The sequence below is a fragment of the Mycobacterium sp. 48b genome (assembly GCF_048282725.1).
Lineage (GTDB): Bacteria > Actinomycetota > Actinomycetes > Mycobacteriales > Mycobacteriaceae > Mycobacterium.
Map to the genome: position 1 here is coordinate 4950761 of NZ_JBLVUL010000001.1, position 25070 is coordinate 4975830.

Annotated in this window: 25 protein-coding genes; 12 read left to right on the top strand and 13 right to left on the bottom strand. The window is 68.2% G+C overall.

The genetic code is table 11. The features are described from left to right. Nucleotides 1-13: 13 nt before the first annotated feature. Together ACNQR1_RS24140 and ACNQR1_RS24145 are read right to left on the bottom strand one after the other, a co-directional pair. Nucleotides 14-1231: a class I SAM-dependent RNA methyltransferase gene (locus ACNQR1_RS24140; protein ID WP_418048206.1), complete on the bottom strand. Its 1218-nt coding sequence runs from the start codon at nucleotides 1229-1231 to the stop codon at nucleotides 14-16. Next, a complete protein-coding gene (locus tag ACNQR1_RS24145) occupies nucleotides 1228-3222 on the bottom strand; it encodes an APC family permease (protein ID WP_418048207.1) in 1995 nt (664 codons plus the stop codon). Before ACNQR1_RS24145 ends, ACNQR1_RS24140 begins: the two co-directional genes overlap by 4 nt. Nucleotides 3223-3327: 105 nt before the next feature. Between ACNQR1_RS24145 and ACNQR1_RS24150 the strand changes: the two genes are divergently transcribed. Further along, nucleotides 3328-4002 (top strand): potassium channel family protein, encoded by a 675-nt coding sequence (locus ACNQR1_RS24150; protein ID WP_418048208.1) that lies wholly within the window; start codon nucleotides 3328-3330, stop codon nucleotides 4000-4002. Beyond that, the gene (locus ACNQR1_RS24155; RefSeq protein WP_418048209.1) at nucleotides 4002-4670 is read left to right on the top strand and encodes a potassium channel family protein; all 669 of its coding nucleotides are present in this window, start codon (nucleotides 4002-4004) and stop codon (nucleotides 4668-4670) included. Before ACNQR1_RS24150 ends, ACNQR1_RS24155 begins: the two co-directional genes overlap by 1 nt. Here the strand turns inward: ACNQR1_RS24155 and ACNQR1_RS24160 are convergent. Together ACNQR1_RS24160 and ACNQR1_RS24165 are read right to left on the bottom strand one after the other, a co-directional pair. Next, nucleotides 4667-5275: a DUF3159 domain-containing protein gene (locus tag ACNQR1_RS24160; protein WP_418050479.1), complete on the bottom strand. Its 609-nt coding sequence runs from the start codon at nucleotides 5273-5275 to the stop codon at nucleotides 4667-4669. The genes ACNQR1_RS24155 and ACNQR1_RS24160 overlap by 4 nt on opposite strands. 92 nt (nucleotides 5276-5367) lie before the next feature. Continuing rightward, nucleotides 5368-5739, bottom strand: coding sequence for an OB-fold nucleic acid binding domain-containing protein (locus tag ACNQR1_RS24165; protein ID WP_090425325.1), 372 nt, complete (start codon nucleotides 5737-5739; stop codon nucleotides 5368-5370). Between the two features lie 134 nt (nucleotides 5740-5873). Here ACNQR1_RS24165 and ACNQR1_RS24170 point away from each other — a divergent pair, with 134 nt between their 5' ends. Further along, nucleotides 5874-6593: an alpha/beta fold hydrolase gene (locus tag ACNQR1_RS24170; RefSeq protein WP_418048210.1), complete on the top strand. Its 720-nt coding sequence runs from the start codon at nucleotides 5874-5876 to the stop codon at nucleotides 6591-6593. A 12-nt stretch (nucleotides 6594-6605) separates the two neighbouring features. On the opposite strand, the gene ACNQR1_RS24175 is transcribed toward ACNQR1_RS24170, so the two are convergent. Next, a complete protein-coding gene (locus tag ACNQR1_RS24175) occupies nucleotides 6606-7409 on the bottom strand; it encodes a DUF3710 domain-containing protein (RefSeq protein ID WP_418048211.1) in 804 nt (267 codons plus the stop codon). Continuing rightward, nucleotides 7409-7873: a dUTP diphosphatase gene (gene dut, locus ACNQR1_RS24180; protein ID WP_418048212.1), complete on the bottom strand. Its 465-nt coding sequence runs from the start codon at nucleotides 7871-7873 to the stop codon at nucleotides 7409-7411. Before dut ends, ACNQR1_RS24175 begins: the two co-directional genes overlap by 1 nt. Nucleotides 7874-7898: 25 nt before the next feature. On the opposite strand from dut, the gene ACNQR1_RS24185 reads away from it, so the two are divergent. Continuing rightward, nucleotides 7899-8378, top strand: coding sequence for a DUF3093 domain-containing protein (locus ACNQR1_RS24185; protein WP_418048213.1), 480 nt, complete (start codon nucleotides 7899-7901; stop codon nucleotides 8376-8378). Nucleotides 8379-8411: 33 nt separating this feature from the next. On the opposite strand, the gene ACNQR1_RS24190 is transcribed toward ACNQR1_RS24185, so the two are convergent. Then, on the bottom strand, nucleotides 8412-8714 hold the full coding sequence (locus tag ACNQR1_RS24190; protein ID WP_019344626.1) for a DUF4193 domain-containing protein: 303 nt from the start codon (nucleotides 8712-8714) through the stop codon (nucleotides 8412-8414). Nucleotides 8715-8879: 165 nt separating this feature from the next. Here ACNQR1_RS24190 and cei point away from each other — a divergent pair, with 165 nt between their 5' ends. After that, nucleotides 8880-9530: an envelope integrity protein Cei gene (gene cei / locus ACNQR1_RS24195; RefSeq protein ID WP_418048214.1), complete on the top strand. Its 651-nt coding sequence runs from the start codon at nucleotides 8880-8882 to the stop codon at nucleotides 9528-9530. Here cei and ACNQR1_RS24200 read toward each other — a convergent pair. Continuing rightward, nucleotides 9504-10343, bottom strand: coding sequence for an inositol monophosphatase family protein (locus ACNQR1_RS24200; protein ID WP_418048215.1), 840 nt, complete (start codon nucleotides 10341-10343; stop codon nucleotides 9504-9506). The genes cei and ACNQR1_RS24200 overlap by 27 nt on opposite strands. 155 nt (nucleotides 10344-10498) lie before the next feature. Between ACNQR1_RS24200 and ppgK the strand changes: the two genes are divergently transcribed. Both ppgK and ACNQR1_RS24210 read left to right on the top strand, forming a co-directional pair. Further along, a complete protein-coding gene (gene ppgK / locus ACNQR1_RS24205; RefSeq protein WP_418048216.1) occupies nucleotides 10499-11320 on the top strand; it encodes a polyphosphate--glucose phosphotransferase in 822 nt (273 codons plus the stop codon). Nucleotides 11321-11525: 205 nt separating this feature from the next. Continuing rightward, the gene (locus tag ACNQR1_RS24210) at nucleotides 11526-12968 is read left to right on the top strand and encodes an RNA polymerase sigma factor (RefSeq protein ID WP_418048217.1); all 1443 of its coding nucleotides are present in this window, start codon (nucleotides 11526-11528) and stop codon (nucleotides 12966-12968) included. 113 nt (nucleotides 12969-13081) lie between these two features. On the opposite strand, the gene ACNQR1_RS24215 is transcribed toward ACNQR1_RS24210, so the two are convergent. Then, on the bottom strand, nucleotides 13082-14521 hold the full coding sequence (locus ACNQR1_RS24215) for a histidine phosphatase family protein (RefSeq protein WP_418048218.1): 1440 nt from the start codon (nucleotides 14519-14521) through the stop codon (nucleotides 13082-13084). 332 nt (nucleotides 14522-14853) lie between these two features. Here ACNQR1_RS24215 and ACNQR1_RS24220 point away from each other — a divergent pair, with 332 nt between their 5' ends. After that, entirely contained in the window at nucleotides 14854-15825 is a 972-nt protein-coding gene (locus tag ACNQR1_RS24220) for an alpha/beta hydrolase (protein WP_418048219.1), read from the top strand. On the opposite strand, the gene ACNQR1_RS24225 is transcribed toward ACNQR1_RS24220, so the two are convergent. Continuing rightward, nucleotides 15786-17432, bottom strand: coding sequence for a flavin-containing monooxygenase (locus ACNQR1_RS24225; protein ID WP_418048220.1), 1647 nt, complete (start codon nucleotides 17430-17432; stop codon nucleotides 15786-15788). The genes ACNQR1_RS24220 and ACNQR1_RS24225 overlap by 40 nt on opposite strands. Before the next feature lie 253 nt (nucleotides 17433-17685). On the opposite strand from ACNQR1_RS24225, the gene ACNQR1_RS24230 reads away from it, so the two are divergent. Together ACNQR1_RS24230 and ACNQR1_RS24235 are read left to right on the top strand one after the other, a co-directional pair. Continuing rightward, nucleotides 17686-18462, top strand: a complete 777-nt coding sequence (locus ACNQR1_RS24230; RefSeq protein ID WP_418048221.1) for an SDR family oxidoreductase — start codon at nucleotides 17686-17688, stop codon at nucleotides 18460-18462. A 5-nt stretch (nucleotides 18463-18467) separates the two neighbouring features. Continuing rightward, nucleotides 18468-19262 (top strand): SDR family NAD(P)-dependent oxidoreductase, encoded by a 795-nt coding sequence (locus tag ACNQR1_RS24235; protein ID WP_418048222.1) that lies wholly within the window; start codon nucleotides 18468-18470, stop codon nucleotides 19260-19262. Between the two features lie 72 nt (nucleotides 19263-19334). Here ACNQR1_RS24235 and ACNQR1_RS24240 read toward each other — a convergent pair whose 3' ends face one another. After that, nucleotides 19335-20402, bottom strand: a complete 1068-nt coding sequence (locus ACNQR1_RS24240) for a hydroxylase (protein ID WP_418048223.1) — start codon at nucleotides 20400-20402, stop codon at nucleotides 19335-19337. Nucleotides 20403-20612: 210 nt separating this feature from the next. Here ACNQR1_RS24240 and ACNQR1_RS24245 point away from each other — a divergent pair, with 210 nt between their 5' ends. Next, nucleotides 20613-21425 (top strand): IclR family transcriptional regulator, encoded by an 813-nt coding sequence (locus ACNQR1_RS24245; RefSeq protein WP_418048224.1) that lies wholly within the window; start codon nucleotides 20613-20615, stop codon nucleotides 21423-21425. Nucleotides 21426-21433: 8 nt separating this feature from the next. On the opposite strand, the gene ACNQR1_RS24250 is transcribed toward ACNQR1_RS24245, so the two are convergent. Further along, complete coding sequence (locus tag ACNQR1_RS24250) at nucleotides 21434-22531, bottom strand: acyl-CoA dehydrogenase family protein (protein WP_418048225.1); 1098 nt, start codon at nucleotides 22529-22531, stop codon at nucleotides 21434-21436. A gap of 74 nt (nucleotides 22532-22605) precedes the next feature. Between ACNQR1_RS24250 and ACNQR1_RS24255 the strand changes: the two genes are divergently transcribed. Further along, a complete protein-coding gene (locus ACNQR1_RS24255; protein ID WP_418048226.1) occupies nucleotides 22606-23625 on the top strand; it encodes a hypothetical protein in 1020 nt (339 codons plus the stop codon). Here ACNQR1_RS24255 and ACNQR1_RS24260 read toward each other — a convergent pair. Continuing rightward, nucleotides 23572-25011: a wax ester/triacylglycerol synthase family O-acyltransferase gene (locus ACNQR1_RS24260; RefSeq protein ID WP_418048227.1), complete on the bottom strand. Its 1440-nt coding sequence runs from the start codon at nucleotides 25009-25011 to the stop codon at nucleotides 23572-23574. The genes ACNQR1_RS24255 and ACNQR1_RS24260 overlap by 54 nt on opposite strands. Nucleotides 25012-25070: the final 59 nt, after the last annotated feature.

Genomic DNA, 25070 nt, shown 5'->3' on the forward strand with positions numbered 1-25070 from the left:
ATGGGTATCCGGGTCAGCGGGTCAGCACCGCGATGCACTCGACGTGATGGGTGAGCGGGAAGGAATCGAACACCCGCAACTCCTCCACCGCGTAACCGTGCCGCAGATACAGCCCGACGTCGCGGGCGAACGATGCCGCTTCACAACCGATGTGGATGACCCTGGGCACCTCGGTGGCAGCCAGGGCGTCGATCACCTCCCGGCCGGCGCCGGTGCGCGGCGGGTCGAGGACCGCGACGTCGGGACGTCCCGACTCGGCAGACAGGGCGCGACGCACCGATTCGGTGATCACCGAGACCCACGGCAGGTCGGCCAGAGCGCTGCGCGCCGCACGGGACGCCCCGCGGGAGGTGTCGACGGTCAGCACGCGTCCGTCCGGCCCGACCAGTTCGGCCAGCGCCGCGGCGAAAACCCCGGCACCGCCGTACAGGTCCCATGCCGTCATACCCGGCTGCAGCCCGGACCAGTCGGCCACGAGCCCGCTGTACATGGCGGCCGCATCGCGGTGGGCCTGCCAGAACGCCGTCGCCGGCAGCATCCACTGCCGTCCGCCGATGCGCTGTACCGCCTCGTAGTCGCCTTCGATGACGCGCGTCTGGCTCTTCGGGGCGGCGCGGCTGCCCTTACTGGCGGTGGCCTTGGGGCCGGATTGCACGACGTGCCTGCGGCCGTCGGAGTCCAGCACCGCGTGCACATGTGCGCCCGGTGTCCAACGCATCTCGGCCAGACCGTCGGTCAGCTCGGCGGGCAGCTGTCCGCAACCGAGGTCGGTGACCAACTCGGCGCTGTGGTAGCGGTGAAACCCGGCCCGGCCGTCGGCAGTGGTGTCCAACCGCACCCGGGTCCGCCAGCCTCGCGCCTCACCGCCGCCGACCGGTTCGGCGACCGCCGTCTCCTCGTCGCGCCAGGTGAATCCACCCAGCCGGGCCAACTGGTTGGCCACCACCGAACCCTTGAGCCGCCGCGCGGCGTCCGGCTCGGCGAACGCCAGATCGCAGCACCCGGCGCCGTTCACGCCGGCAATCGAGCACAGCGATGGGATTCGGCTACTGGATGGTTCGACGACCTCGACAACCTCGGCGTGCCAATACGATCCGCGTTCGTCGAACACGTTGACCCGCACGGTCTCGCCGGGCAGGGCATAACGGACGAACACCACCCGGCCGTCGTGGCGGGCCACACAACTGCCGCCGTTGGCCGCGGGTCCCGTGGTCAGGGTCAGTTCTGTCATTCCAGGAATCCCCTGCGCGCGTCGCCCGGGGTGGCGCGCGGCTGCAGCGCCTTCAACCGCTCCGACGAATTCAGTTGCCACGGAACCGATGTCACCATCACATTGGGCATGAACAGCAGCCGGCCCTTGAGCCGCAACGCGCTCTGGTTGTGCAGCACCTGTTCCCACCAGTGCCCCACGACGTACTCGGGGATGAACACCGTCACCACGGTGCGCGGCGATTCCTTGGTGACCCGTTTGACGTAATCCAGTACCGGCCGGGTGATTTCCCGGTAGGGCGAGGCGATCACCTTCAGCGGCACGCTGATGTCGCTGTCCTCCCACTGATGCACCAGCGCACGGGTCTCGGCGTCGTCGACGCTGACCGTGATCGCCTCCAGCACGTCCGGCCGGGTGGCCCGGGCGTAGGCCAGCGCCCGTTTGGTCGGCAGGTGCAGCTTGGACACCAGCACCACCGCGTGGTTGCGGCTCGGCAGCACGATGTCGCCCGCTTCCTCGTCCTCCTTCTCGAGCTCGCGGGCCACGGTGTCGTAGTGCTTGTGGATCATCTTCATCACGACAAACATCGCGGCCATCGCCAGGATGGCGATCCAGGCACCGGCGGCGAACTTGGTCACCACCACAACCACCAGCACCGTGCCGGTGGCCGTCAAACCCACCGCGTTGATGATCCGCGACCGCATCATGCGCCGTCGCACCGCGGGATCGGTTTCGGTGCGCAACAACCGGGTCCAGTGCCGGACCATGCCGATCTGGCTGAGCGTGAACGACACGAACACACCCACGATGTAGAGCTGGATCAGTGCGGTCGTCTCGGCACGGAACGCCACCACGAACGCAATCGCGGCGAAGGCCAGGAACAGGATGCCGTTGGAGAACGCCAGCCGGTCGCCGCGGGTGTGCAGCTGCCGCGGCAGGTAGCGGTCTTGGGCCAGGATCGAGCCGAGCACCGGAAAGCCGTTGAAGGCGGTGTTGGCCGCCAGCATCAGGATCAGCGCGGTGACGAGTGCGATGAGAAAGAGACCCGGACCAAAATTGTGGAAGACCGCGTCGGCGAGCTGAGCGATCAGCGTCTTCTGGTGGTAGTCGGGCGGCGCACCGATCAACTGCTCGTGGGGCCGCTCGGCGATCTGCACCCCGGTCTCCTTGGCCAACAGGATGATGCCCATGAACAACGAAACGGCGATGACACCGAGTAGCAACAGGGTGGTGGCGGCGTTGCGTGACTTGGGTTTCCGGAAGGCCGGTACCCCGTTGCTGATCGCCTCGACACCGGTCAGTGCCGCCGAGCCCGAGGAGAACGCCCGGGCCACCAGGAACACCAGTGCGAAGCCGAGTACCTCGCCGTGCTCGGGATGCATCTCGAAACCGGCAGATTCCGCGCGCAGCGGGTGGCCCAGGACGTAGATCTGGAACAGCCCCCAGCCCAGCATGACGTACATGCCGATCATGAAGGCGTAGGTGGGAATCGCGAACGCCGTCCCCGACTCCCGCAGCCCACGCAGGTTGAGCGACGCCAGGACGACGATCGCAATCACCGCGAACAGCACCTTGTGCTGGGCGATGAAAGGAATCGCCGAACCGATGTTCGACATCGCCGACGACATCGACACCGCAACGGTCAGCACGTAATCCACCATCAGCGCGCTGGCGACTGTGAGCCCCGCGGTGGGCCCGAGGTTGGTGGTGACGACCTCGTAATCCCCGCCACCGGACGGATAGGCGTGCACGTTCTGCCGGTAACTGGCGATCACGATGAACATCACGGCCGCCACCGCCAGACCGATCCACGGTGTCAGCGAGTAGGCCGTCAGCCCGGCCACCGACAACACCAGGAAGATCTCCTCCGGTGCGTAGGCCGTCGATGACAGCGCATCGGAGGCGAACACCGGCAGGGCTATCCGTTTGGGCAGAAGGGTGTGAGACAGCTTGTCGCTGCGGAACGGCCGCCCCAGTACCAACCGGCGCGTCGCCGTCGAAAGCTTGGACACGAGAGCCAAGACTAAGCCCGAACGGGAAAAGTCGTCACAAAGCTGTAGCGTTCGAGGGCACGGACAGCGCAACCGCGCGTTTCTGCCACCGGAAAGGACCTTCGGGTGCGAGTAGTCGTCATGGGGTGCGGCCGGGTGGGCGCCTCCCTCGCAGACAGCCTGGCCCGTATCGGCCACGAGGTCGCGGTCATCGACCGCGACAGCACCGCGTTCCACCGGCTCTCGCCGGAGTTCACCGGCGAACGGGTGCTCGGGATGGGCTTCGACCGCGACGTCCTGCTGCGCGCGGGGATCGAGGAAGCCGGCGCGTTCGCCGCGGTGTCCTCGGGCGACAACTCCAACATCATCTCGGCCCGGGTGGCCCGCGAGACGTTCGGCGTCGAGCGCGTGGTGGCGCGCATCTACGACGCCAAGCGCGCCGCGGTCTACGAGCGGCTGGGCATCCCCACGGTGGCCACGGTGCCGTGGACCACCGATCGTCTGCTCAACGTGCTGACCAGGGAGACCGAGACCACCAAGTGGCGCGATCCCTCGGGCAACGTGGGCGTGGCCGAACTTCCGCTGCACCAGGATTGGGCCGGGCACCTGGTCACCGACCTGGAGGCCGCCACGGGAGGTCGCGTGGCCTTCATGATCCGCTTCGGCAACGGCTACCTGCCCGAACCGAAGTCCGTGATCCAGGCCGGCGACCAGGTGTACGTGGCCGCGGTGTCCGGGCACATCGCCGAGGCGCTGGCCATCGCCGCGCTGCCGCCGAGCGAGGACTTGGAGTCCCACTGATGAAAGTTGCCATCGCCGGGGCCGGGGCCGTCGGCCGCTCCATCGCCCGGGAGTTGCTCGACAGCGATCACGACGTAACGCTGCTGGAGCGCAATCCCGACCATATTGACGTCGACGCCATACCGGCCGCGCACTGGCGCCTCGGCGATGCCTGTGAGCTCAGCGTGATGGAGTCGGTCAAGCTCGAGGAGTTCGACGTCGTGATCGCCGCGACCGGTGACGACAAGGTCAACGTGGTGGTCAGTCTGCTGGCCAAAACCGAGTTCGCGGTTCCCCGGGTGGTGGCCCGCGTCAACGATCCGCGCAACGAGTGGCTGTTCGACGAGAACTGGGGCGTGGACGTGGCGGTGTCGACACCGCGCATGCTCGCCTCGCTCGTGGAGGAGGCGGTCGCGGTCGGTGATCTGGTGCGCCTGATGGAGTTCCGTAAGGGGCAGGCCAACCTGGTCGAGATCACGCTGCCCGACGACACCCCGTGGGGCGGACGCCCCGTCAAGCGCCTCGATCTGCCCCGTGACACCGCGCTGGTGACGATCCTGCGCGGCGCCAGGGTGATCGTGCCCGAGTCCGATGAGCCCCTTGAGGGAGGCGACGAGCTGCTGTTCGTGGCCGTCACCGAGTCCGAGGACGAACTGCGCGAACTGCTGCTGCGTCCGGTGCAGCGCTAACCGGCCGGATCGCGCTCGACGGGCGCTGCGGCGTCCTCGGCGTGTACGGCGCGCTGCGCGGCCCGGATCGCCAGGTAGGTCACCAGCGCGGCGACGGCGGTCAGCGGCCAGCCCATCGCGATACGCGCGAAGCCCAGCCAGCCGGTCTGGTCGGAGTCATAGAGGTATTGCTGGACCAGGAACCGGGACGCGAACACCGCGACCCAGGTGAGGGTGGCGATGTCGAAGGCCACCACCGCCCGACGGACGCCTCGCCAGGCCCGGTCGTGTGAATTCACCCAGCCCCAGATGTAGCCGACCACCGGGCGCCGGATCACCACCGACACCCCGAACACGACGGCGTACAACAGCGAGCTCCAAATGCCAAGCAGGAAGTAGCCTTTCGACTCCCCCACCAGATATGCGATGAGCGCACTGACGCCGACGGCGAAGAATCCCGACACCGCGGGCTGAACGGATTCGCGACGGATCAGCCGCCAGATCAGGATCAGGGTCGCCACGCCGAGCGCGGCCGCGATCGCGGGCAGCAGCCCGAACGCCGTGGAAACCGGGACGAACACCACCACCGGCAGCGACGAATAGATCAGGCCGCTGATGCCGCCCATCTGGTCGAGCACGGCCCGTCCGCCACCATGGGCCGGCGCCGGCTCACTCTCGGGAGGTCGAGGTGCGTTGCCTGTGTCGGGTTCGGGCTGACTCACTTCTGAATTTCGTAGCGGGGGTTGTAGATCGCCTTGGCGCCGTTCTCCAGCTTGCCGACCCGGCCGTGCACCCGCAGGGTGCGGCCGGACTCGATCCCCGGGATGCGGCGCTGTCCCAGCCACACCAGCAACACCGTGTCGGTACCGTCGAACAGTTCGGCTTTGATGCCGCCGGAACACCCCTTGCCGTTACATTCGACGCTGCGCAGGGTGCCGACCATCGTCACTTCCTGGCCGCGTTGAGCATCGATCGCCTTGAGCGCGCCGGTGTTGGCGGCTTCGTCGCTGAGCTCTTCGACATCAAGCTGTTCGGGGTCTTCCGTCAGGCGTCGCGTAAGCCGGCGCAGATACCCTTCGGCCGTAGCCATGGCCTCTCCTGACCTTCTGCGGATCCACTGTGAATCCGCCCAACCAAGGCCACGGTAGACCTCTTACACGGGGAATGCCACGTGGGGTGTGGGTCGGCACGCCGACGATTTGACGGGGCAGGCACGATCGTGTGATGAGCGTCATTCTGCGCGGTGTCCCAACCGTTCTGCTGCCCGGCACGGGGTCCGACGACAACTACGTCTACCGGGCGTTTTCGGGTGCACTGCACGCCGCCGACGCTCTGGTGGTGACCCCGCCCCCGACGCCGGACCGGCTTGTCCAGGGTTATCTGGCCGCGCTGGACGACGCGGCCCGGTCGGGCCCGATCGCGGTCGGCGGAGTGTCGATCGGCGCCGTCGTGGCGCTCCGGTGGGCGTTGGACCATCCGGGGCGGGCAGTGGCGATTCTGGCCGCCCTGCCGCCGTGGACGGGGTCCTCTCAGCACGCCCCCGCGGCGCTGCTGGCCCGGCAGTCCGCGGACCTGTTGCGCCGGGACGGTCTGGCGGCCACGGTCGCGCAGATGCGCGCCTCCAGCCCGCCGTGGCTGGCCGACGAACTGGCCCGCTCCTGGGTGGGCCAGTGGCCGACCCTGCCCGATGCGATGGAGGAAGCCGCCGGTTACCGCGCGCCCGGCAGTGCCGAGCTCGAACAGCTCCGGGTGCCGATGGGTGTCGCGGTGGCCACCGACGATCCGGTGCATCCCGCCGAGGTCGGCTACGAGTGGGTGGCCGCGGCACCGCAGGCGGCGCTGCGCTCGGTCACCCTCGAACAGATGGGGCTCGACACCGGCGTGCTGGGGGCCGCCTGTCTGGCGGCACTGCAGGAGGCCGCCAGCGACACCGTCGCGGGCTGAAACGCGGCTGTACTACCCGCCGGTGATGGTGCGCAGCTGCTGCATGGCCGAGCCCTGCTCACTGCGGCGCGCCACCGGCTCGGCCGGAGGCTGATCCTGCGGCGACGTCTGAGTGGCGGCGGCGAGCTGCTGGGCAGCCTGCTGCACCGCGGCCTGCTGCGCTGCGGCGCGCAATTGGGCCGCCATCGGCTCGGGCAGCTCGACCTGCAGCGGCGTGCGCACCGGCAGCGGCGTGTCGCCGCGGCGAATCACGCTGTCGGCCAATGACGCCCGCGCCTCGGCGGCAAGCGCGTCGATGGTCTCGGGGGCACCGTTGACCACACACCGCACCATCCAGCGATAGCCGTCGACGCCGATGAAGCGCACCACGCCGCCGTTGCCCGCACCGACCACCTCGCGACCCCACGGGCCGTCCTGGATGTTCACCGAGCTGGCGTCCTTGCGCAGCGACTCGGCGAGCTCGCCGGCCACCTCACGCCACAGGCCCGCGCTCTTGGGCGCGGCGTAGGCGGCGATGGTGAACCGCCCGTTGGGGGTCACCACCCACACCGCGCTGGGCGCACCGGCCTCGTTGAGCTCGACCTGGACCTGCCCACCATCGGGCATGGGGATCAGCACCGAGCCGAGGTCGAGCCTGCCCTGCACCGCGACAGCGGGATCGTCGAAGTCCTCGATGTCGAACGGGCCCTCGTCGGACCCCTCGTCGAGGTCATCGGCCACGTCCGCCGAGGACGGCTGGTCGACAACCCGCTCGTCATCGTTCTGACCGGCCGAATCGTCGGCCGCGTCGTTGCTCTTGCGTTTTCCGAATGCCATCACAAACTCGCATGTCCGCCGGAGGAACCGTGGCCGCCTTCGCCACGGGAGGTGTCAGCCAGGCCCGCCTCGTCGAACGAGGTCACCTCGACCAACTCGGGCAGTTCTACCCGCTGAACCAGCAGCTGGGCAATCCGGTCACCGCGGTTGACCACGATCGGCGTGTCGGGATCGAGGTTGATCAGCGAAACCTTGATCTCGCCGCGATAACCGGCGTCTACCGTGCCCGGACTGTTGACGATCGAAAGACCCACGCGTGCAGCCAAACCCGAACGCGGATGGATCAATCCCACCATTCCGTGCGGAATCGCCACCGCGATTCCGGTGGGCACGAGCTCCCGTTGCCCGGGGGCCAGCTCGACATCGCGCGCGCTGTAGAGGTCTACGCCCGCGTCCCCATCGTGTGCCCGGCTGGGCATCGGTAGTTCGCGGTCCAATCGGACGACCGCCAGAGAGGTGGACACGACGTCACAGATTACTCTGAGCCCCGTGTCAGACACGCGCGCAACCACCCAAAGCGTTCACTACCGCGAACGTTTGTGGGTGCCGTGGTGGTGGTCTCTGCCCGCTGCGGTGCTGGCAGGGGTCATCGCATTCGAGATCGGCCTGGCCGCCCCGGCCATTCCGGCGTGGTTGCCGTACGTGCTGCTGTTCGGCGTGGCGGGAGCTGTGCTGATGTGGTTCAGCAAGACCGAGTTGAAGGTGATGCGCGACAGCGACGGGGACACCGAGTTGTGGGTCGGTGACGCCCACCTGCCGACGAGCGTCATCTCCCGGACCGCCGAGGTGCCGCGGTCGGCCAAGTCGGCCGCGCTGGGACGCCAACTCGATCCCGCTGCTTACGTCGTCCACCGGGCCTGGGTGGGCCCGATGGTCCTGGTGGTGCTCGACGATCCAGATGACCCCACCCCGTACTGGCTCGTCAGTTCCCGTCATCCGGACCGCGTCCTCGGTGCGCTCCGCGGCTGAGCCGCGAATCAGGCTGCAGCGGCTGAGCCGCCGTCAGGCGGCGCAGTCCGTGCAGATCATCACGCCGTTCTTCTCGCTTGCCAGGCGGCTCCGGTGGTGCACCAGAAAACAGCTGGAGCACGTGAACTCGTCGGCCTGCTTCGGGACCACCCGCACCGACAGTTCCTCGCCGGAAAGGTCTGCCCCCGGCAGCTCGAACGACTCGGCGGATTCTGATTCGTCGACATCCACCACTGCGGACTGCGCCTCGTTGCGCCGCGCCTTGAGCTCCTCCAGCGAATCCTCGGAAACCTCGTCTGCTTCGGAACGCCGTGGAGCGTCGTAGTCGGTAGCCATCGTCTGTGTCCCCTCCCTTACCTTGCAGCAGAGCTTTGTACCAGCGTCGAACGCATTCCCCAAATGATTCGTGCCCGTATTGCCACACGTTTCAGTGTGATTTACATCACACTACCGTCTGAGCTCTGCTGCATCAGCGAACACAGTTGCCCTTAGAGTGCAGGTGTGGTCGCGCAAATCACCGATGGAACCGCCTTCGACCGGCAGGGTCGACCGTTCCGTCGGCGCAGTTTCGTTCCCGGCATCGTGCTCTTCGTCGCACTCGCGGTGGTGACGATGATCGTCTGGATCATCGCGCTCAGTCAGCCCGCCGATGTGCACGAGGCCACGGTCTGCAACAACCCGCCGCCGGCCACCGATCCGGCCGCCCCCAAGCTGGGCGAACAGGTGGCCAGCTCGGCCATGACCGAGGTCACCCCGGCACCGTTGGCCGAGACCAGGATCCGGGTGCTCAACGCCAGCGGCCAGGGGGGGCAGGCCGGCGAGGTGGCCGGGGCGCTGCGCGATCTGGGCTTCGCCCAACCCGAGGCCGCGAACGACCCGATCTACTCCGGCACGCGACTGGAATGCCAGGGCCAGATCCGATTCGGCCCGTCCGGCCGCACCGCCGCCGCCGCGGTGTGGCTGGTGGCCCCGTGCACCGAGCTGTTCCAGGACGAAAGGCCGGACGCCACAGTCGATCTGGCGCTCGGCACCGAGTTCAGCGAACTCACCAGCAACGACGACATCAAGGCCGTGCTGGCCAGCCTGCGGCCCGACGCCACCGCACCATCGGATTCCGCGCTGCTGTCAAAGATCCATACCGGCACCTGCTAGCGCGTCGCGCAGGGCGTCGGCGATGCCCGGCGCCGACGCCGCCGCGTACTCGGCACCGGGCGCGGTCGGCAGCCACACCGTCGCCCCGGCTTCGGCGGCGATCAGCGCCGCCGCGGCCCAGTCCCAGACCTGCACGCCCTCTTCGTAGTAGGCGTCCAGCCGGCCTGCGGCCACCATGCACAGATCGAGCGCACACGAGCCGATGCGGCGCACGTCGCGCACCGCGGGCAGCACCTGGGCCAGCACCCCGGCCTGCCGAGCCCGCCGGGGAACGTCGTAGGCGAACCCGGTGCCCAGCAGCGCCATGGACAGGTCCTGGACACGGGAGCACCGCAGCGGGGTTCGCACGCCGCCCCGGACCAGTTCTGCACCATGGCCGAGGGCGGCCGAGTACACCTCGCCGGCCGGAACATCGGCCACGGCTCCGGCCACGGACCGGCCGTCGTACTGCACTGCGACCGACACCGCATAGGCCGGGATCCCGTAGACGAAGTTGACCGTGCCGTCGATCGGGTCCAGGACCCAGCTCAGGCCCGGGCGGTCGTGCTGCTGACCGCCCTCCTCCTCCCCCAGGATCGCCTCGGCGGGCCGCAACACCGCCAATCGCTCGCGCAGCCACCGCTCGGTTTCGGTGTCGACGATCGTGACGGGGTCGGTCGGGGTGCTCTTGGTCCGGACGGCACCGGACGCACCGGAGGGCGAGCCCGCGCCGAACACCTCGGAACGACGGCGGACGACGAACTCTGCGGCCTCGGTCGCCAGTTGCTCGGCCACGGCGCGCAGGGCGGGAGCATCGAAACTGTTGTCGGTCACGGCCCTATCGCAACATCTTCTGACCGAAAAGTCCCTTCGCGGTGCAGGGCAGACGACCCGCGGGGGCGATGGTCAACGACTAGGGTGGGGACGCGCCTTGGTTTGTCCCTCACCCTGTCCGACAGCCTCACTGTCTGCCCCACGAAGGAGCACCCGTGACCGCACCCGATGCACCCGCGGCCGATCCGGTTTCCCCCGCCGACGCGCAACGCCGCGGATTCGGTGTCGACGTCGGCGGCAGCGGGATCAAGGGCGGGATCGTCGACCTCGACACCGGGCAGCTGATCGGCGAGCGGTTCAAGCTCGACACGCCGCAGCCGTCGACGCCCGACTCGGTGGCGAAAACGGTGGCTGCGGTGGTGGCCGAGTTCGGCTGGACCGGCAGCGTGGGCGTCACCTACCCGGGCGTGGTCACCGAGGGCATCGTGCGGACCGCCGCCAATGTCGACAAGGGCTGGATCGGGGTGAACGCCGCCGAGGTGATCAGCACCGCGCTCGGCGGACAGCCGGTGCGCGTGCTCAACGACGCCGACGCGGCGGGTCTGGCCGAGGAGCGTTACGGGGCGGGCAAGGACAACACCGGCGTCGTGGTCCTGCTGACCTTCGGCACCGGCATCGGCTCCGCGGTGATCCACAACGGGGTGTTGTTGCCCAACACCGAATTTGGCCACCTGGAGGTGGACGGCAAGGAGGCCGAGCACCGCGCCGCGTCCTCGGTCAAGGAACGCAAGGACTGGAGTTACGCGCGGTGGAGCGAGGAGGTGAACAAGGTCCTGGTGACGATCGAGAACGCGATCTGGCCGGACCTGTTCATCGCCGGCGGCGGCATCAGCCGCAAGTCGGACAAGTGGCTGCCACTGCTGAAGATCCGCACCCCGATCGTCCCGGCGGCCCTGCTCAACACCGCAGGCATCGTGGGTGCGGCCATGGCCAGTCAGGAACCAGGGCCCGCAGGCGCCCACGCTACCGCCGGGTAACTTTGCCGCTTTCGGTCGGCCACGTCGCGAAATTTGCCGCTCGGCACGGTGAACACCCACACTGTCGTTACAATGGTCCTCGGCGGCCGCCTACCGAATAGCGGTGAATATCCCAGCCGATAAGAACGCCAACATTCGATAGCAGACGCTTTCGGTGGAGTATGCCCATGCCCACCGAGAATTTCGCGAGACCGAAAGGGTGTACGTGGCAGCGACAAAGGCAAGCCCGGCGACCGACGAGCCGGTGAAGCGCACCGCTACCAAGACTCCCGCCAAGAAGGCCCCGGCCAAGCGGGCAGCCAAGAGCACCGCGGCCAAGGCCGAGGGCGGCACCGCCACCAAGCGCGCCCCCGCCAAGAAGGCGCCCGCCAAGAAGGCCACGAAGGCCGCGGCGGGCAAGCCCGAAGACGTCAATGACGATCTTGAGACCTCCGACGACCTCGAAGCGGGTCCCGGTGAGGACCTCGACGTCGAGGACGCCGACCTCGAGCTCGACGACGATCTCGACACCGACGACGATGTCGAAGATTCCGCCGACGACGAGGATGAGGACGAGGCCGAAGAAGGCGAGAGCAAGGACGCCAAGCCCGCCGCACCGGCCAAGGCGGCCAAGGCCGACGAGGAGCACCCCGAGCCGTCCGAGAAGGACAAGGCCTCCGGCGACTTCGTGTGGGACGAGGAAGAGTCCGAGGCGCTGCGGCAGGCACGCAAAGACGCCGAGCTGACGGCTTCGGCCGACTCGGTCCGCGCCTACCTCAAGCAGATCGGCAAGGTCGCCCTGCTCAACGCCGAGGAGGAGGTCGAGCTCGCCAAGCGCATCGAGGCCGGGTTGTTCGCCACCCAGAAGATGGCCGAGTTCGCCGAGAAGGGCGAGAAGCTCACCACTCAGGTGCGGCGCGACTACCAGTGGATCTGCCGCGACGGCGATCGCGCGAAAAACCATCTGCTGGAAGCCAACCTGCGTCTGGTGGTGTCGCTGGCCAAGCGCTACACCGGCCGCGGTATGGCGTTCCTCGACCTGATCCAGGAAGGCAACCTGGGTCTGATCCGCGCGGTCGAGAAGTTCGACTACACCAAGGGCTACAAGTTCTCGACGTACGCCACCTGGTGGATCCGTCAGGCCATCACCCGTGCCATGGCCGACCAGGCCCGCACCATCCGCATCCCGGTGCACATGGTCGAGGTGATCAACAAGCTCGGCCGCATCCAGCGTGAGCTGCTGCAGGACCTGGGTCGCGAACCCACGCCCGAAGAGCTGGCCAAGGAAATGGACATCACGCCGGAGAAGGTGCTGGAGATCCAGCAGTACGCGCGTGAGCCCATCTCGTTGGACCAGACCATCGGCGACGAGGGTGACAGCCAGCTCGGTGACTTCATCGAGGATTCCGAGGCCGTGGTGGCCGTCGACGCGGTGTCCTTCACGCTGCTGCAGGATCAGCTGCAGTCGGTGCTGGAGACCCTGTCCGAGCGCGAGGCCGGCGTGGTCCGGCTGCGGTTCGGCCTGACTGACGGTCAGCCCCGCACGCTCGACGAGATCGGCCAGGTCTACGGAGTCACCCGTGAGCGCATCCGCCAGATCGAGTCCAAGACCATGAGCAAGCTGCGGCACCCCAGCCGCTCGCAGGTGCTGCGCGACTACCTCGACTAGCACCCGGCCCGGTCCGGGCCACGTGCCACAACGGGATTGGCCCCCTCCGTCAGACGGAGGGGGCCAATCTCTTGTTCAGACGACGGGAAACTACGCCGTCCTACCTGCATTCATCAGCTGTCCGAATCGGCGGAAGCCTTCTCGGATCCGGCGGTGTCGCGCGAAGCGCTTGGCGCGCCCGCACTCTCGGACACCTTCTTGGCGGCACCGGTGATGCTGCCGAGCGAGGACTTCACCGTCGACCTGAGCTGATCGGCGGCATCGGACACCGCGGTACGGACCTGTTCGCCGGCGCGCTTGGCATCGGCGAGGGCCTTGCCGGGCCTGACCATGTTGCCCGCGGTCAGATCGGTCGCACCGTTGCCCCGCACCGCGGAGGCGACCTTCCGGGTCACCTTGGCACGGTCGGAACCGGCCGATTCCGGTGCGTCCTTCGGATCTGCCACCACGGCGTCGAGCGGCTTGAGCATGTCCGTGGCCGAACCCGTGCTCGGGGCAACGCTCTTGACCGTGTCGGACACCTGGTCGGTCTGTTCCGAGGTCGGACCGGGATCCGGATTGCGCGCGTCATTGATGGCCTTGCCGACCCGCTTGATGACCTCGGCATTGATCGCCCGGTTGAACTTGGCCACCGAGAATGAGGCATCGGCCACACTGCGGTTGATCGCCGTCGCCACCTTGATCACGTCACCGGTCGCGAACGAGTCCGTCACCTGCTTCATGGCGGCTTCGAGCTGGCGGCTCAGGGTTCGCATCTGCACCCCGACTTCGTGCCCGAATGTCGGCTCGGGGCTGAACCGCTGACCGTTCCAGTCCACCAACGTCCAGCCGTCCTCGGGGTTTCCCTCGATGACGACGTAGTCGGTGTTGCCCAGTGCATGCTGACTCAGCAGCATGCCCTTCTGTGCCAGGGTGAGGTTCTTGGCGGTCATCATGGTCCAGAACATGATGGTGCCGCCGTGCGAGAACACGACGACGTTGCGGTCGCCCTTGTCGTACATGGTCTTCAGCGCACCGTCGACGCGCGCGTCGAACTCGTTGCCGTCGATCGAACCCGGGATGCGTGCGCCGAGTTGACCGGCGAATGCCCAGGCGATCGGGGCCTGGAGGTAACCGCCCATTGCGCCGCTCTCGGCTGTGCCCTCGTAGTCGCCCGCCTCGATCTCCTGCAGGCCGGGCAGCACCTGGATCGGCAGACCCAGGTAGGCCGACATCGGTTCCGCGGTCTGCTGGGTACGGATCATCTGCGACGCATAGATGGCGTCATAGTTGTTGTCCCCCAGCTTGTCGGCCACCGCCCGGGCCTGCTCTCGCCCCAACTCGGTGAGAGACGGGCCCGGGGTCGAGGTGTCGATGTTTCCCGACGTGTTGCCCGCGGATTGACCGTGGCGCACGAAAGTGACCCGCATGTTCTCGGCGGCCCATGCGGGCAGCACGGACATCATGAAGAAGCCGAAGGCGGTCAGCACGATGCCGAGGGCTCTCCATGTCGTTCTCGAACGTCGACGCACAGCGGGTGCGGCGCCGTTGTCGAACTTGCTATGTCTGTCCATTTCCTCTCCATTTATTTGGTTGTCGAACGCGCCGTGGTGACGGCTCCGGTTGCCCGGCCGAATGCGACTCCCCGACTACGGATTTCGATGAGAGCCGCATCCGGTGTGTCGACCGCCTCACTGGTCCGGGCCATGTGATGGTCCGCACTCGGAACCCGCCGGGGATCTGCAGTCTCGCTCAGCGGTACAAGACAGGCCGTAATCGTGCCGGTCCAGAGCCGGATCCCGTGAGTCCCGCTGCGCGGAACACCCGGACCGGGCCGGGCGCCGATGTGGTTTGGTGCGTCAAAGGATCCGTTGCGACGCACGGACAACCCGACGAATAGGCGGATATGAACGTCGATCCGGAGATCGCAGGACTGCTGCCCCTACTGAATTCCGGATTCCCGGCCGTCGAGACGATGAGCGGTGCCGAGGCACGGGCCGCCGTCCGGTCGCGGTATCGGGCGCCGGACCACCCGCAACCGATCGGCGCGGTCGAGGACCGGACGATACCGGGGCCAGAGGGCGATGTCCCCGTGCGGATCTACTGGCCGGAAACGTCTTCCGACGTCCCCTCCCCCGTGGTGCTGTTCGCGCACGGCGGTGGATTCGTGTTCTGCGACCTCGACACCCACGACGACCTGTGCCGGTCGCTGTCCAACCGCGTCGGTGCGGTGGTGGTGTCCGTCGGCTACCGGCTGGCGCCCGAATCACGTTGGCCGGCAGCCGCCGACGACGTATATACCGCCTTGCGCTGGATCGCGGTCACGGCCGGGGAACTGGGCGCCGACGCGGCGAAGATCGTCGTCGCCGGCGACAGCGCCGGCGGGAATCTCGCCGCCGTCACCGCGATCCTCGCCCGTGATCGGCGCGGTCCGGCCGTCGCCTGCCAGGCACTGTTGTACCCGGTGATCGCCGCGGATTTCGGCACCGAGTCCTACCGCCGGTTCGAGACGGGGTACTACAACACCCGCGCCGCCATGGCGTGGTACTGGGACCAGTACGTTCCGGACGCGAGCGACCGCAGCCACCCCCATGCCTCCCCGCTGCGCGCGGATCTGGCCGGGCTGCCACCGGCGGTGGTGGTCACCGCGGGTTTCGACCCGCTGCGCTGCGAAGGTGAAGACTACGCCGAAGCGCTTGCAAACCAGGGGGTTCCGGTGGTGCACCGCAGTTTCGACGGCGCCATCCACGGGTTCATGACCATGCCTGCGCTGGCCCTGGCCGGCGCCGCCAGGCGGCAGGTGTGCGCGGATATCCGCGCGGTGCTCGGGAGCGACCGCTATGCGGTCAGATCCTGGTGGATGTCGAAGCCCTTGTAGCCCGCCGCCGCGACGTCGGCGATGATCTCGCCGTACACGCCGAAACCGCCGACGAACGGCATGAACACCCGCGGCTTGCCCGGGATGTTCGCCCCGAGATACCACGAATTGGCCTGAGGCATGAGCGTTCCGGCGGCACGGCGGGTACATTCGGCCACCCACTCGGCCGCGGCATCCTCGCGCGCCTCGATCGCCGGAGCGCCCTGGGTGTCGAGGAAGGCGATCGCGTCGGCCACCCAGTTCAGGTGCAACTCCGAGTGCAGCACCATGTTGGCCAGCACCGACGGCGCGCCGGGACCGGCGATGTTGAACAGGTTCGGGAAGCCCGGGACCCCGAGACCGAGGTAGGTCGCAGGCCCTTCGGCCCACGCCTCGTTCAGGGTGCGGCCTCCCCGGCCCACCACGTTGAGCTTCTGGACCGATCCGGTCATCGCGTCGAATCCGGTGGCCAGCACGAGGGCGTCGAGATCGTAGTGCTCCTCGGTGGTGGCGAGACCGGACGCGTCGATCCGCTCGATCGGCGTGGCCCGCAGATTCACCAACGAGACATTGTCCCGGTTGAAGGTCTGGAAGTAGTTGTCGTCGGTGCAGATTCGCTTGGCGCCGATCGGATGGTCCTTCGGGATCAACACCTCGGCGACCGCGGGATCGTCGATCACGGCCCGCACCTTCTGCTCCCAGAACAACCGTGCGGTGTCGTTGGCCTCGATGGTGACCAACTGGTCCGGGAAAGCCTTGGAGAACAGCACACCGCCCAGTTCCCAGCGCCGTTCGTAGGTCTGCTGCAGTTCCTCGGCGGAGACCTCCAGCGCGGACTTGGGGTGAGGCTGGTGCGGTGAGCCGCCGCCGCTGAGCATCGAGAGCCTGCGCCGCTCGGCATACCCGGCCTTCTGGGCGGCGCGCGTGTCGTCGTCGAGTGGAATGTTGCCCGCCGGCACGCTGTAGTTCGGGGTGCGCTGGAAGACGTAGAGCTGTTCGGCTTCCTCGGCGATGCACGGGATCGCCTGGATGCCCGAGGACCCGGTGCCGATCACCCCGACCCTCTTACCGGTGAAATCGACGCCTCCGTGCGGCCAGTGCGCGGTGTGGTAGACCTCGCCCGCGAACGAATCGAGGCCCTCGATCGCGGGGATGTTCGCGTTGGACAACGGCCCGACCGCCAGGATGCAGAACCGCGCGGACACGACGTCGCCGTGGTCGGTGCGGACCTCCCAGCGCAGAGTGCTCTCGTCCAGCACCATGTCGGTCACGCGGGTCTCGAAACAGATGTCGCGCCGCAGGTCGAACCGGTCGGCCACGTGGTTGAGGTAGGCCAGGATCTCCGGCTGGGTGGCGTACTTCTCGGTCCAGATCCACTCCTGCTCAAGGTCGGAGTCGAACGAGTACGAGTAGTCGACGCTCTCGACATCGCAACGGGCACCCGGATAGCGGTTCCAGTACCAGACGCCGCCCACCCCGGCGGCGGCCTCGAACACCCGCACCGAAAGGCCCTGCCGGCGAAGGCGATGCAGTGCGTACAGCCCGGCGAAGCCGGCTCCCACCACGACCACATCCACCGCTGCGGCGGAGTTTTCGGGGGTACCTGACGGAGCTGGCTGGGCTGTCACATCGTTGCCTTTCGCTTCATGATTCGGCCCGTGACGTTACGAACCGGCGAGCGCGGCGGACAGGCGTTGTCTCACTCACCGGTACGAGGTGGCCGCGGGCGGACCGGGCCGGCTGACCAGCGCTGACCAGTCAACTCCCGCTGGGTGAGACTCAGGCCCTAACCACCGTCGGCGGGATTATCGTTGCGTTCCACAGACCGGCTGCGCTGCGCTGGACGCCGGCCGGGGTTCACCCTGAAAGGAAATTGCTGGGATGCAAGCAGATTCGGACAGCCTGTCGGATGTCGTGGCGATCGTCACCGGCGGGGCACGCGGCCTCGGCGCGTCGTTCGCCCGCCACGTCGTCGCCCGTGGCGGCAAGGTGGTGATCTCCGACGTGCTCGACGACGACGGCGCCGCGCTGGCCGCCGAACTGGGCGACGCCGCCCGCTACGTCCACCTCGACGTGACCGATCCGGCGCAATGGCAATCCGCCGTCGATCTGACCCTCGCGGAGTTCGGCACGCTGACCGGCCTGGTGAACAACGCGGGCATCTCGACCGGCCAGTTCATCGAGCACGAGCCGCTCGACCATTTCCGCACCGTGCTCGAGATCAACCTGGTCGGTGTCTTCAACGGCCTTCAGGCGGTCATCGCGCCGATGCGCGCCGCGGGTGGGGGCTCGATCGTCAACATCTCCTCGGCCGCCGGACTGATGGGCCTGGCGCTCACCGCCGGGTACGGCGCATCCAAGTGGGGCGTACGTGGCCTGAGCAAGATCGCCGCCGTGGAACTGGCGCCCGACCGTATCCGGGTGAACTCGGTGCATCCCGGCATGACCTACACACCGATGACCGCACAGATCGGCATCGCCCAGGGTGAGGGCAACTACCCCAACACCCCGATGGGCCGGGTCGGCGAGGCCGACGAGATCGCCGGAGCGGTCGGCTACCTACTGTCCGGCGCCTCCACCTACGTCACCGGCGCCGAGATCGCCGTCGACGGCGGCTGGACCGCCGGTCCGACCGTGAAATACGTGATGGGACAGTGATGGTCATGAATCGACTTGAGGACCGCCGGATCCTGGTGACCGGCGCAGGATCCGGGATCGGACAGGCCACCGCGCTGCGACTGCTCGACGAGGGCGCCGCGGTGGTGGGCGCCGACATCGCTGCCGATGGCCTGGAAACCACCCGCCAGAGCGCACAAGAGGCCGGGACGGCCGCCGACCGCTTCACCGCACTGACCATGGACATCGGCGATGAGGCGTCGGTGATCGAAGGCGCGCGGACCGCGGTCGAAACGCTGGGCGGGCTCGACTCGGTGGTGAATGCCGCGGGGATGCTGCGTGCCGTGCACACCCACGAGATGACCCTGCAGGCGTGGAACCAGATCATCACCGTCAACCTCACGGGGACGTTCCTGGTGATCCGCGAGACGCTGCCGGCTCTGCTGCAGAATCCGCAGAGTGCGATCGTGAACTTCAGCTCGACCTCGGCGGCGTTCGCCCATCCCTACATGGCGGCCTATGCGGCCAGCAAGGGCGGCATCCAGGCGATGACCCACGCCCTTGCCCTGGAGTACGGCAAGCAGGGCCTGCGGGCGGTCTGCGTCGCGCCGGGCAGCATCAAGTCCGGAATCACCGACGCCACACCGGGACTCGTTCCCGCCGACAGCGACTGGTCGCTGTTCGCCAAGTTGTCGCCGATCATGCCGACCAGCCTGGACTCCGGCGGCGCCGGGATGGGCGCCCCGTCCGCGGTCGCCGGCGTCATCGCGATGCTGGTGTCCGACGACGGCGCGTTCATCAGCGGCACCGAGATCCGGATCGACGGCGGAACACACGCCTGATTCAACCGCGGACCAAAACGGTGGGCGGCGCTGACATCAGCGCCGCGCACCGTTTTTCGTGGAGCAGTAAGCCTAGGGGGCCACGGCCTTCGACTCGCCGACCACCGTCGCGAAACCGACGTGGGCATCGCGCCACAGCCGCTGCACCGGGCTGCCGCGGCGCAGGGCGTCAACGCTTGAGTGGCAGGCGATCTCATCGATCGCTCGCACCGCGCGGCGGGCCGCGGCGATCTGATCCCGGCGCGCGCGTGCCCGCATGCCCGGATCGATCGGACCGTCCAGCACCCGGTTGAAGGACGCCGTGAGCGTATCGAGCAGCGCCAGCCGCGACGCCCGGATCTCGGCGGCAGCGTGTTCGCAGACCGGGTCCTCGGAGTCCACCGACCCGGCATGGTGCGCCAGAGCGCCTTCGGCCATACCGATCACCGCGGCTGTGATGCCCAGCGGCGCAATGGTGCTCAGCGGAATGTGGTAGATAGGATTGCGCAGACCCGCGCGTCCTGCCGCGGTGCCGTCGACGATGCTGTCGTGGTTCAGCAACCGATGCCCCGGGATGAACGCGTCATCGATCGTGATGCTCTTGCTGCCGGTGCCGATCAACCCGATCGCATCCCAGGATTCCTCGACGATGCTCAGATCTGACCGCGGCACAAGCGAATACCCGAGTCCGTCGGTATCCCCCGTGCCGACCACGCGGGCACCGACAACCACCCACTCACAGTGGTCGATCGCCGCGACCGACCGCCATTCGCCGGAAAGCCGATAGCCGCCGTCGACCGGCAGCAGCACGCCGGCCGGGGTGTGCGCCGAGGCGATCCAGACATCGGAGTCCGCCTCCCACACCTCGTCGCGCAGACGACGGTCGGCCGAGGCCAGCGCCCATGGCGGCACACCGACCGAACCGGCGACCCACCCCGCTGCCCCGTCCAACCGGGCGATCTCGAGCACCGCCTCGGCGAAATCGCCGGGATGGGTCTCGATGCCGCCGAACTCCGCGGGCTGCAGCATGTGCATCACCCCGCACTCACGCAGCGCGTCGACCGTCCGGTTGTCGAGCCGGCCCAGCGTCTCGTTGACGGGCCCGAGTGCCTGTATCCGATCGGCATTCTCGTAGATGCCGTCCACAACGTCCCTGGTCATTTCCACACCACGCATCCGAAACTCCCTTGTCGCGCGTATCGCGTGCTGACCACCATGGTCAGGTACGGCGATCGCGTGCTTGCGGCATCATCCCGCTGAGTGAGATCGTGGGTGACCCACTGCTCGACGTCCTAGGGGGCGCAGGTGCCGGCTTCCACCAGCAACGCAACATCACGACCACGCGCCGAACAACGTGACACGGCGGTGTCGATGGTGGATCGCGTCGCGTTGATCCTCAATGTGTTCGACGAACCGGGCAAGCACCTGCGGCTGGACCAGATCGCGGGCCGCACCGGGCTGCCCAGGTCCTCGGTGCACCGGATTCTCAAGCAGCTGCACAGCGCCGGGCTCCTGCAGCACCGTCCCGACGGCTACGCACTCGCCGCTTCCCCGCTGCCGGTGACCCGCATGGTCGACCACTCGCAGCTGCGCAGCGTGGCATCACCCACGCTGTCTCGCCTGCATGCCGACACCGGCCTGGTGGTGCACCTCGGCGTGCTGTTCGGCGGGGACGTCGTCTACCTCGACAAGGTGGCCGGCCGCAACAGTGCTGTCGTGCCCACCCGCGTCGCCGGGCACTCGCCGGCGCACGCCAGCGCGCTGGGAAAGACCATGCTGGCCCAGCTGCCCGCCGAGGAGGTGGATGCCGTCCTGGGACCGCGGCTGACCCGCTCGACCCGGTCCACCATCAGTGATCTGGAAACCCTGCACCGGGAACTGGCCCGGATCCGCTCCCGGCACGGCCTGGCCTACGACAACGAGGAGTTGGCGATCGGGCTGACCAGCGTGGCGGCCCCGCTGCGCTCGGCCGACGGCGAGGTGGCGGGTTTGTCGCTGACCGGTGCGGTGCCGCTGCACCGCCTGCAACGGACCGCGCCGTTCGTGATCCGCGCGGCCCGGCACATCTCCCAGCAGCTCGGTGCCGGCCGGGATGTCGCAGCGCCGGCCCCGTCGCAGGCGCAGGCCACCGACAACCTGTTGTCCCGCGTGCTGCGCACGCTCACCTCCGACGCGTGGGTCTGACACGGCGCCTACCAGAGGATCTCGTCGACCTCCATGCCGAACGAGTGTCGACCCACCAGCGCCAGCACCTGCTCCACATTGCTGGCCACATGGGTCTGCGCGGTCTGGACGTCGCGCCATACCCGTTCCACCAACGGGTCCTCCGCATCGCGGCCGCCCGAGTGCGCGATGAAGGTCCGGATCGCCGCGACGGCGCGTTCGGAGGCCAGCACCTGGTCCCGGCGCGATCTCAGCACCAGGTCGCTGTCCGGGGCATGGTCGGCACGCGCAGAGGCGATCAGATCGCCGAGGTTGCGTTCGATCTGGGCGACCGACAGCGCGAGGTCACTGCACGCCATGGCCACCGGGTCGATCGACGAGCCGGCCCGGGGCCGCAACGCCGCAAAGATGTTCTCGGCCGCGCCGAGCAGCGGAACCGTGCCGGTGTGGGTGTACATGGTCGGTTGCGGCAGCCGGTACAGCGGAGCCAATGTGCTGAGCTGCTCGCCACTGACCCAGCCGAAGGTGCGGTACCGCGGCACCACCGCACCCGAGACCAAGACGTCGTGAGCGCCGATGCCGCGCAATCCCACACTGTTCCAACTCGATTCCACGACGAAGTCGGCTCGCGGCACCAGGGCCACCAAGAAATCCTGGGCCGCGCCGTCCTCACCGACCAGCACCGCAGCGGCCATGAGCCACGAGGCGTGCTGGATGCCGGTGCACCGGCTCCATCGGCCGGACAGCCGGAATTCGTCACCGACACGTTCGAGCCGGCCGGTCGGGGCATACGACTCGCAGAGCAGGGTCCGCGGGTCGGATCCCCACACATCGCGCTGGGCACGCTCGTCGAACAGCGACAGATGCCAGGTGTTGACCCCCAGCCACCCGGCCAGCCAGCCCGTGGAGGTGCATGCCGCCGACAGGTCCCGGGTCACCGCCAGGTACTCGGCCGGATCGGCCTCCATCCCCCCGAACACCTTGGGCCGCAGCATCGCAAAGAAACCCGCATCGTGCAGATCGCCGATCACCGACGGGTCGACAGCCCCGGTGCGGTCGACATCGGCGGCGGCTGCGGCGATCGCAGGCAGTGCCTGCCCCACCGCAGCGCGCACATTCTGCGTCATCAGTGCCGCCCTGTCCTTCCCGTCCGGTGTGTCACCATCGTGGATACCATTCGTCACCCCTCCCAGGAGGTCATATGGCCGAGCCGCCCGGTGCACCCGGCGCCGATCCCGGCGTCTCGGCTGCTGAATCGATTGCCGTCCTGCGCGATTCGGAATCGTGCCGGTTGCTGCAGCCGGTCCGGTACGGCGGGCGGGCGGTGTCGAGGTCGGCCTCGGTGGTGTCCGGGTTCGTCGCGACGGTGGCCGACCTCGCCGAGCGCGACGGATCGGCCGGGTGGTTCACGTCGGCTGTCAACGCCTCGGCCTATGCGGTTGCGGGCCTCGGCGACACTGCCGCCGAACGGGTGTGGGGCGCCGACACCGCAGCGCTGGTCACCGCCTGCGGGGCGCCGACAGGACGGTTGACCGCCGACCGCGGACAGTTCCGTTTGACGGGGCGCTGGGAGTCGGTGACCGGTGCACTGCTCGCGGACTGGCTGCTGCTGGGCGCCCTCGACGGCGATTCGCTCCGGTATGTCCTTCTCCCCCGCGACGCGGCGCGGGTAGACGAACAGGACGGCCGGCGCGGCCTGGATGCAGCCGGAATCGGCGACGTCACGGTGTCCGAAGTGCTCATCGACGCGCCGGACGTGTTCGCGCACCCCGACGACAGTTCTTGTGCCAGTGATGAATCGGACGATGCCGGCCCTCCCTACGAGATCCTCGCCGGAGTCGCGCAGGCCGCCGCCGTGGTCGGAGCCGCTTCGGGTGTGTGGCAGGCCCACGTCGGCCAGGTCCGCCGGCGACTGGCCACCTCATACGGCAGCGAGGACACGACCGAACTGACCGCTTCCGCGGTACTGGTGGCCAAGGCGGAATCGGACATCGACGCCGCGCGGCTGCAACTGGTCACAGCGCTGGGCGCCGGGGCGGCCGACACCGCGACCGCGCTGCGCCAGGCGGTCACCCGCGCACGCAACGCTGCCGACCAACTACTGAGCAGCGGCAGCCGCCACGCGCTGGACGCGACCGACCCGGTGGCCCGCCTCTGGCTCGACGTCCTAGCCGGATACCGCCTGGCGCTCCGAGGTGTCGACGATCCCGGCGCCCGCTGAGTTCGCTCGTGCGGACAGCTCGGCCAGCACCTGCGGGACCCGATCGGCGATCCCATACGGGTCAGAGACCTGATCGCCGCAGGTGAGCACGCAGATCGCCATCTCGTCGCGGTAGCTCCACCCGGTGAAGTTCAACCCCATCGGGAACACGATCGGCCCTGAGGAGATGAGCTGCTCGATCGGCGCACCGCCCCAGTACAGCGTGGTCTGCGGGCCCCGCATGTTGGACGCGATCAGGCTGAACATCGGGCGGCGCTTCATCTTGGCCCCGAGGATCGGCAACACCCGCGAGTACAACCAGAACAGCGGCCAGTACTCCATCCAGTCGTGCTGCAGCCAGGCGTCGCGCTCGGCCTGCACCTCACGCGCGGTGCGGGTCGCCGAGGCGATCTCCCGGAGCCGATCCACCGGATCGGCGATGTGCGTCGCCAGGTCGACGTTCCAGCGTGCGACCTTGTTGCCCCACTCGGCTTCGGCTTCGTCCGGGCGCATCGAGACGGGTACCACCGCGGTCATGCTCTCGTCGCTGAGCTTTCCGTTCTCGGCCAGGTAGTCGCGCAACGCCCCACCGCAGATGGTGAGGAAGACGTCGTTGATGGTGACACCGAAAGCCTTTGACACCCGCTTGATCTCCGTCACGTCGCAGCGCCGGTAGGCGAATCGGCGACTGGCCGAGAACGGTTCGTTGAACGGCATCGCCGGTGCGGCGAAAGCTTCTGCGTAACCGGGCTTTCCGGCCTTCTGCCGGCGCCGGATCACCCCGGTCACCGCCACCGTACGGGCGATGATGCTCGGGAAGCGGGCCAGCGCCGCGATCTGGTGTCGTAGCACCAGCGGCCACCAGATCCACGGGGCCGGGCGTCGCTCGTTGGCCAACGGCGTCGACCGCGGCTGGGGCAACGGCGCCTGCGGATCGGCGCTGTAGAGGGTTTCCAGCAGCCGCAGCGACGCAGTGCCGTCGGCGACGGCATGGTGAATCTTGAGCACCAGGGCGATGCGGCCGTCGGCAAGGCCCTCGACGAACCACAGTTGCCAGGCCGGCCGGCCACGGTCCAGCCCGACTTCGAAAATCTCGCCGATCGTCGCGGCGAGCTCCTCGTCGCCGCCGGGTGCGGGCGCGGTGGTCCGCTGCAGGTGGTATCCGATGTCGATCTGCGGCCGCGAAACCCACCACGGGCGGCCGAACCCCACTCGCGGGGACAGCAACTGCCACTGCATGGGCTCGATCTGATCGACCCAGCCCTGCACGGCGGTCTTGAGCCGGTCGAACGTGAGCGGCTCGGACATCTGGCTCGGGTCGAGCACGACGGCCTTCATCGTGTGCTGCGGTTGGACGGAGCTCTCCCATGCCAGAAAGCTGTTGTCCTCACCCTTCAAACGCCGCATTCTCAACCTCGCTAGTCCGGCCGCCGGTACGGCACCTGTCTGTGGCTGCCATCACTCTT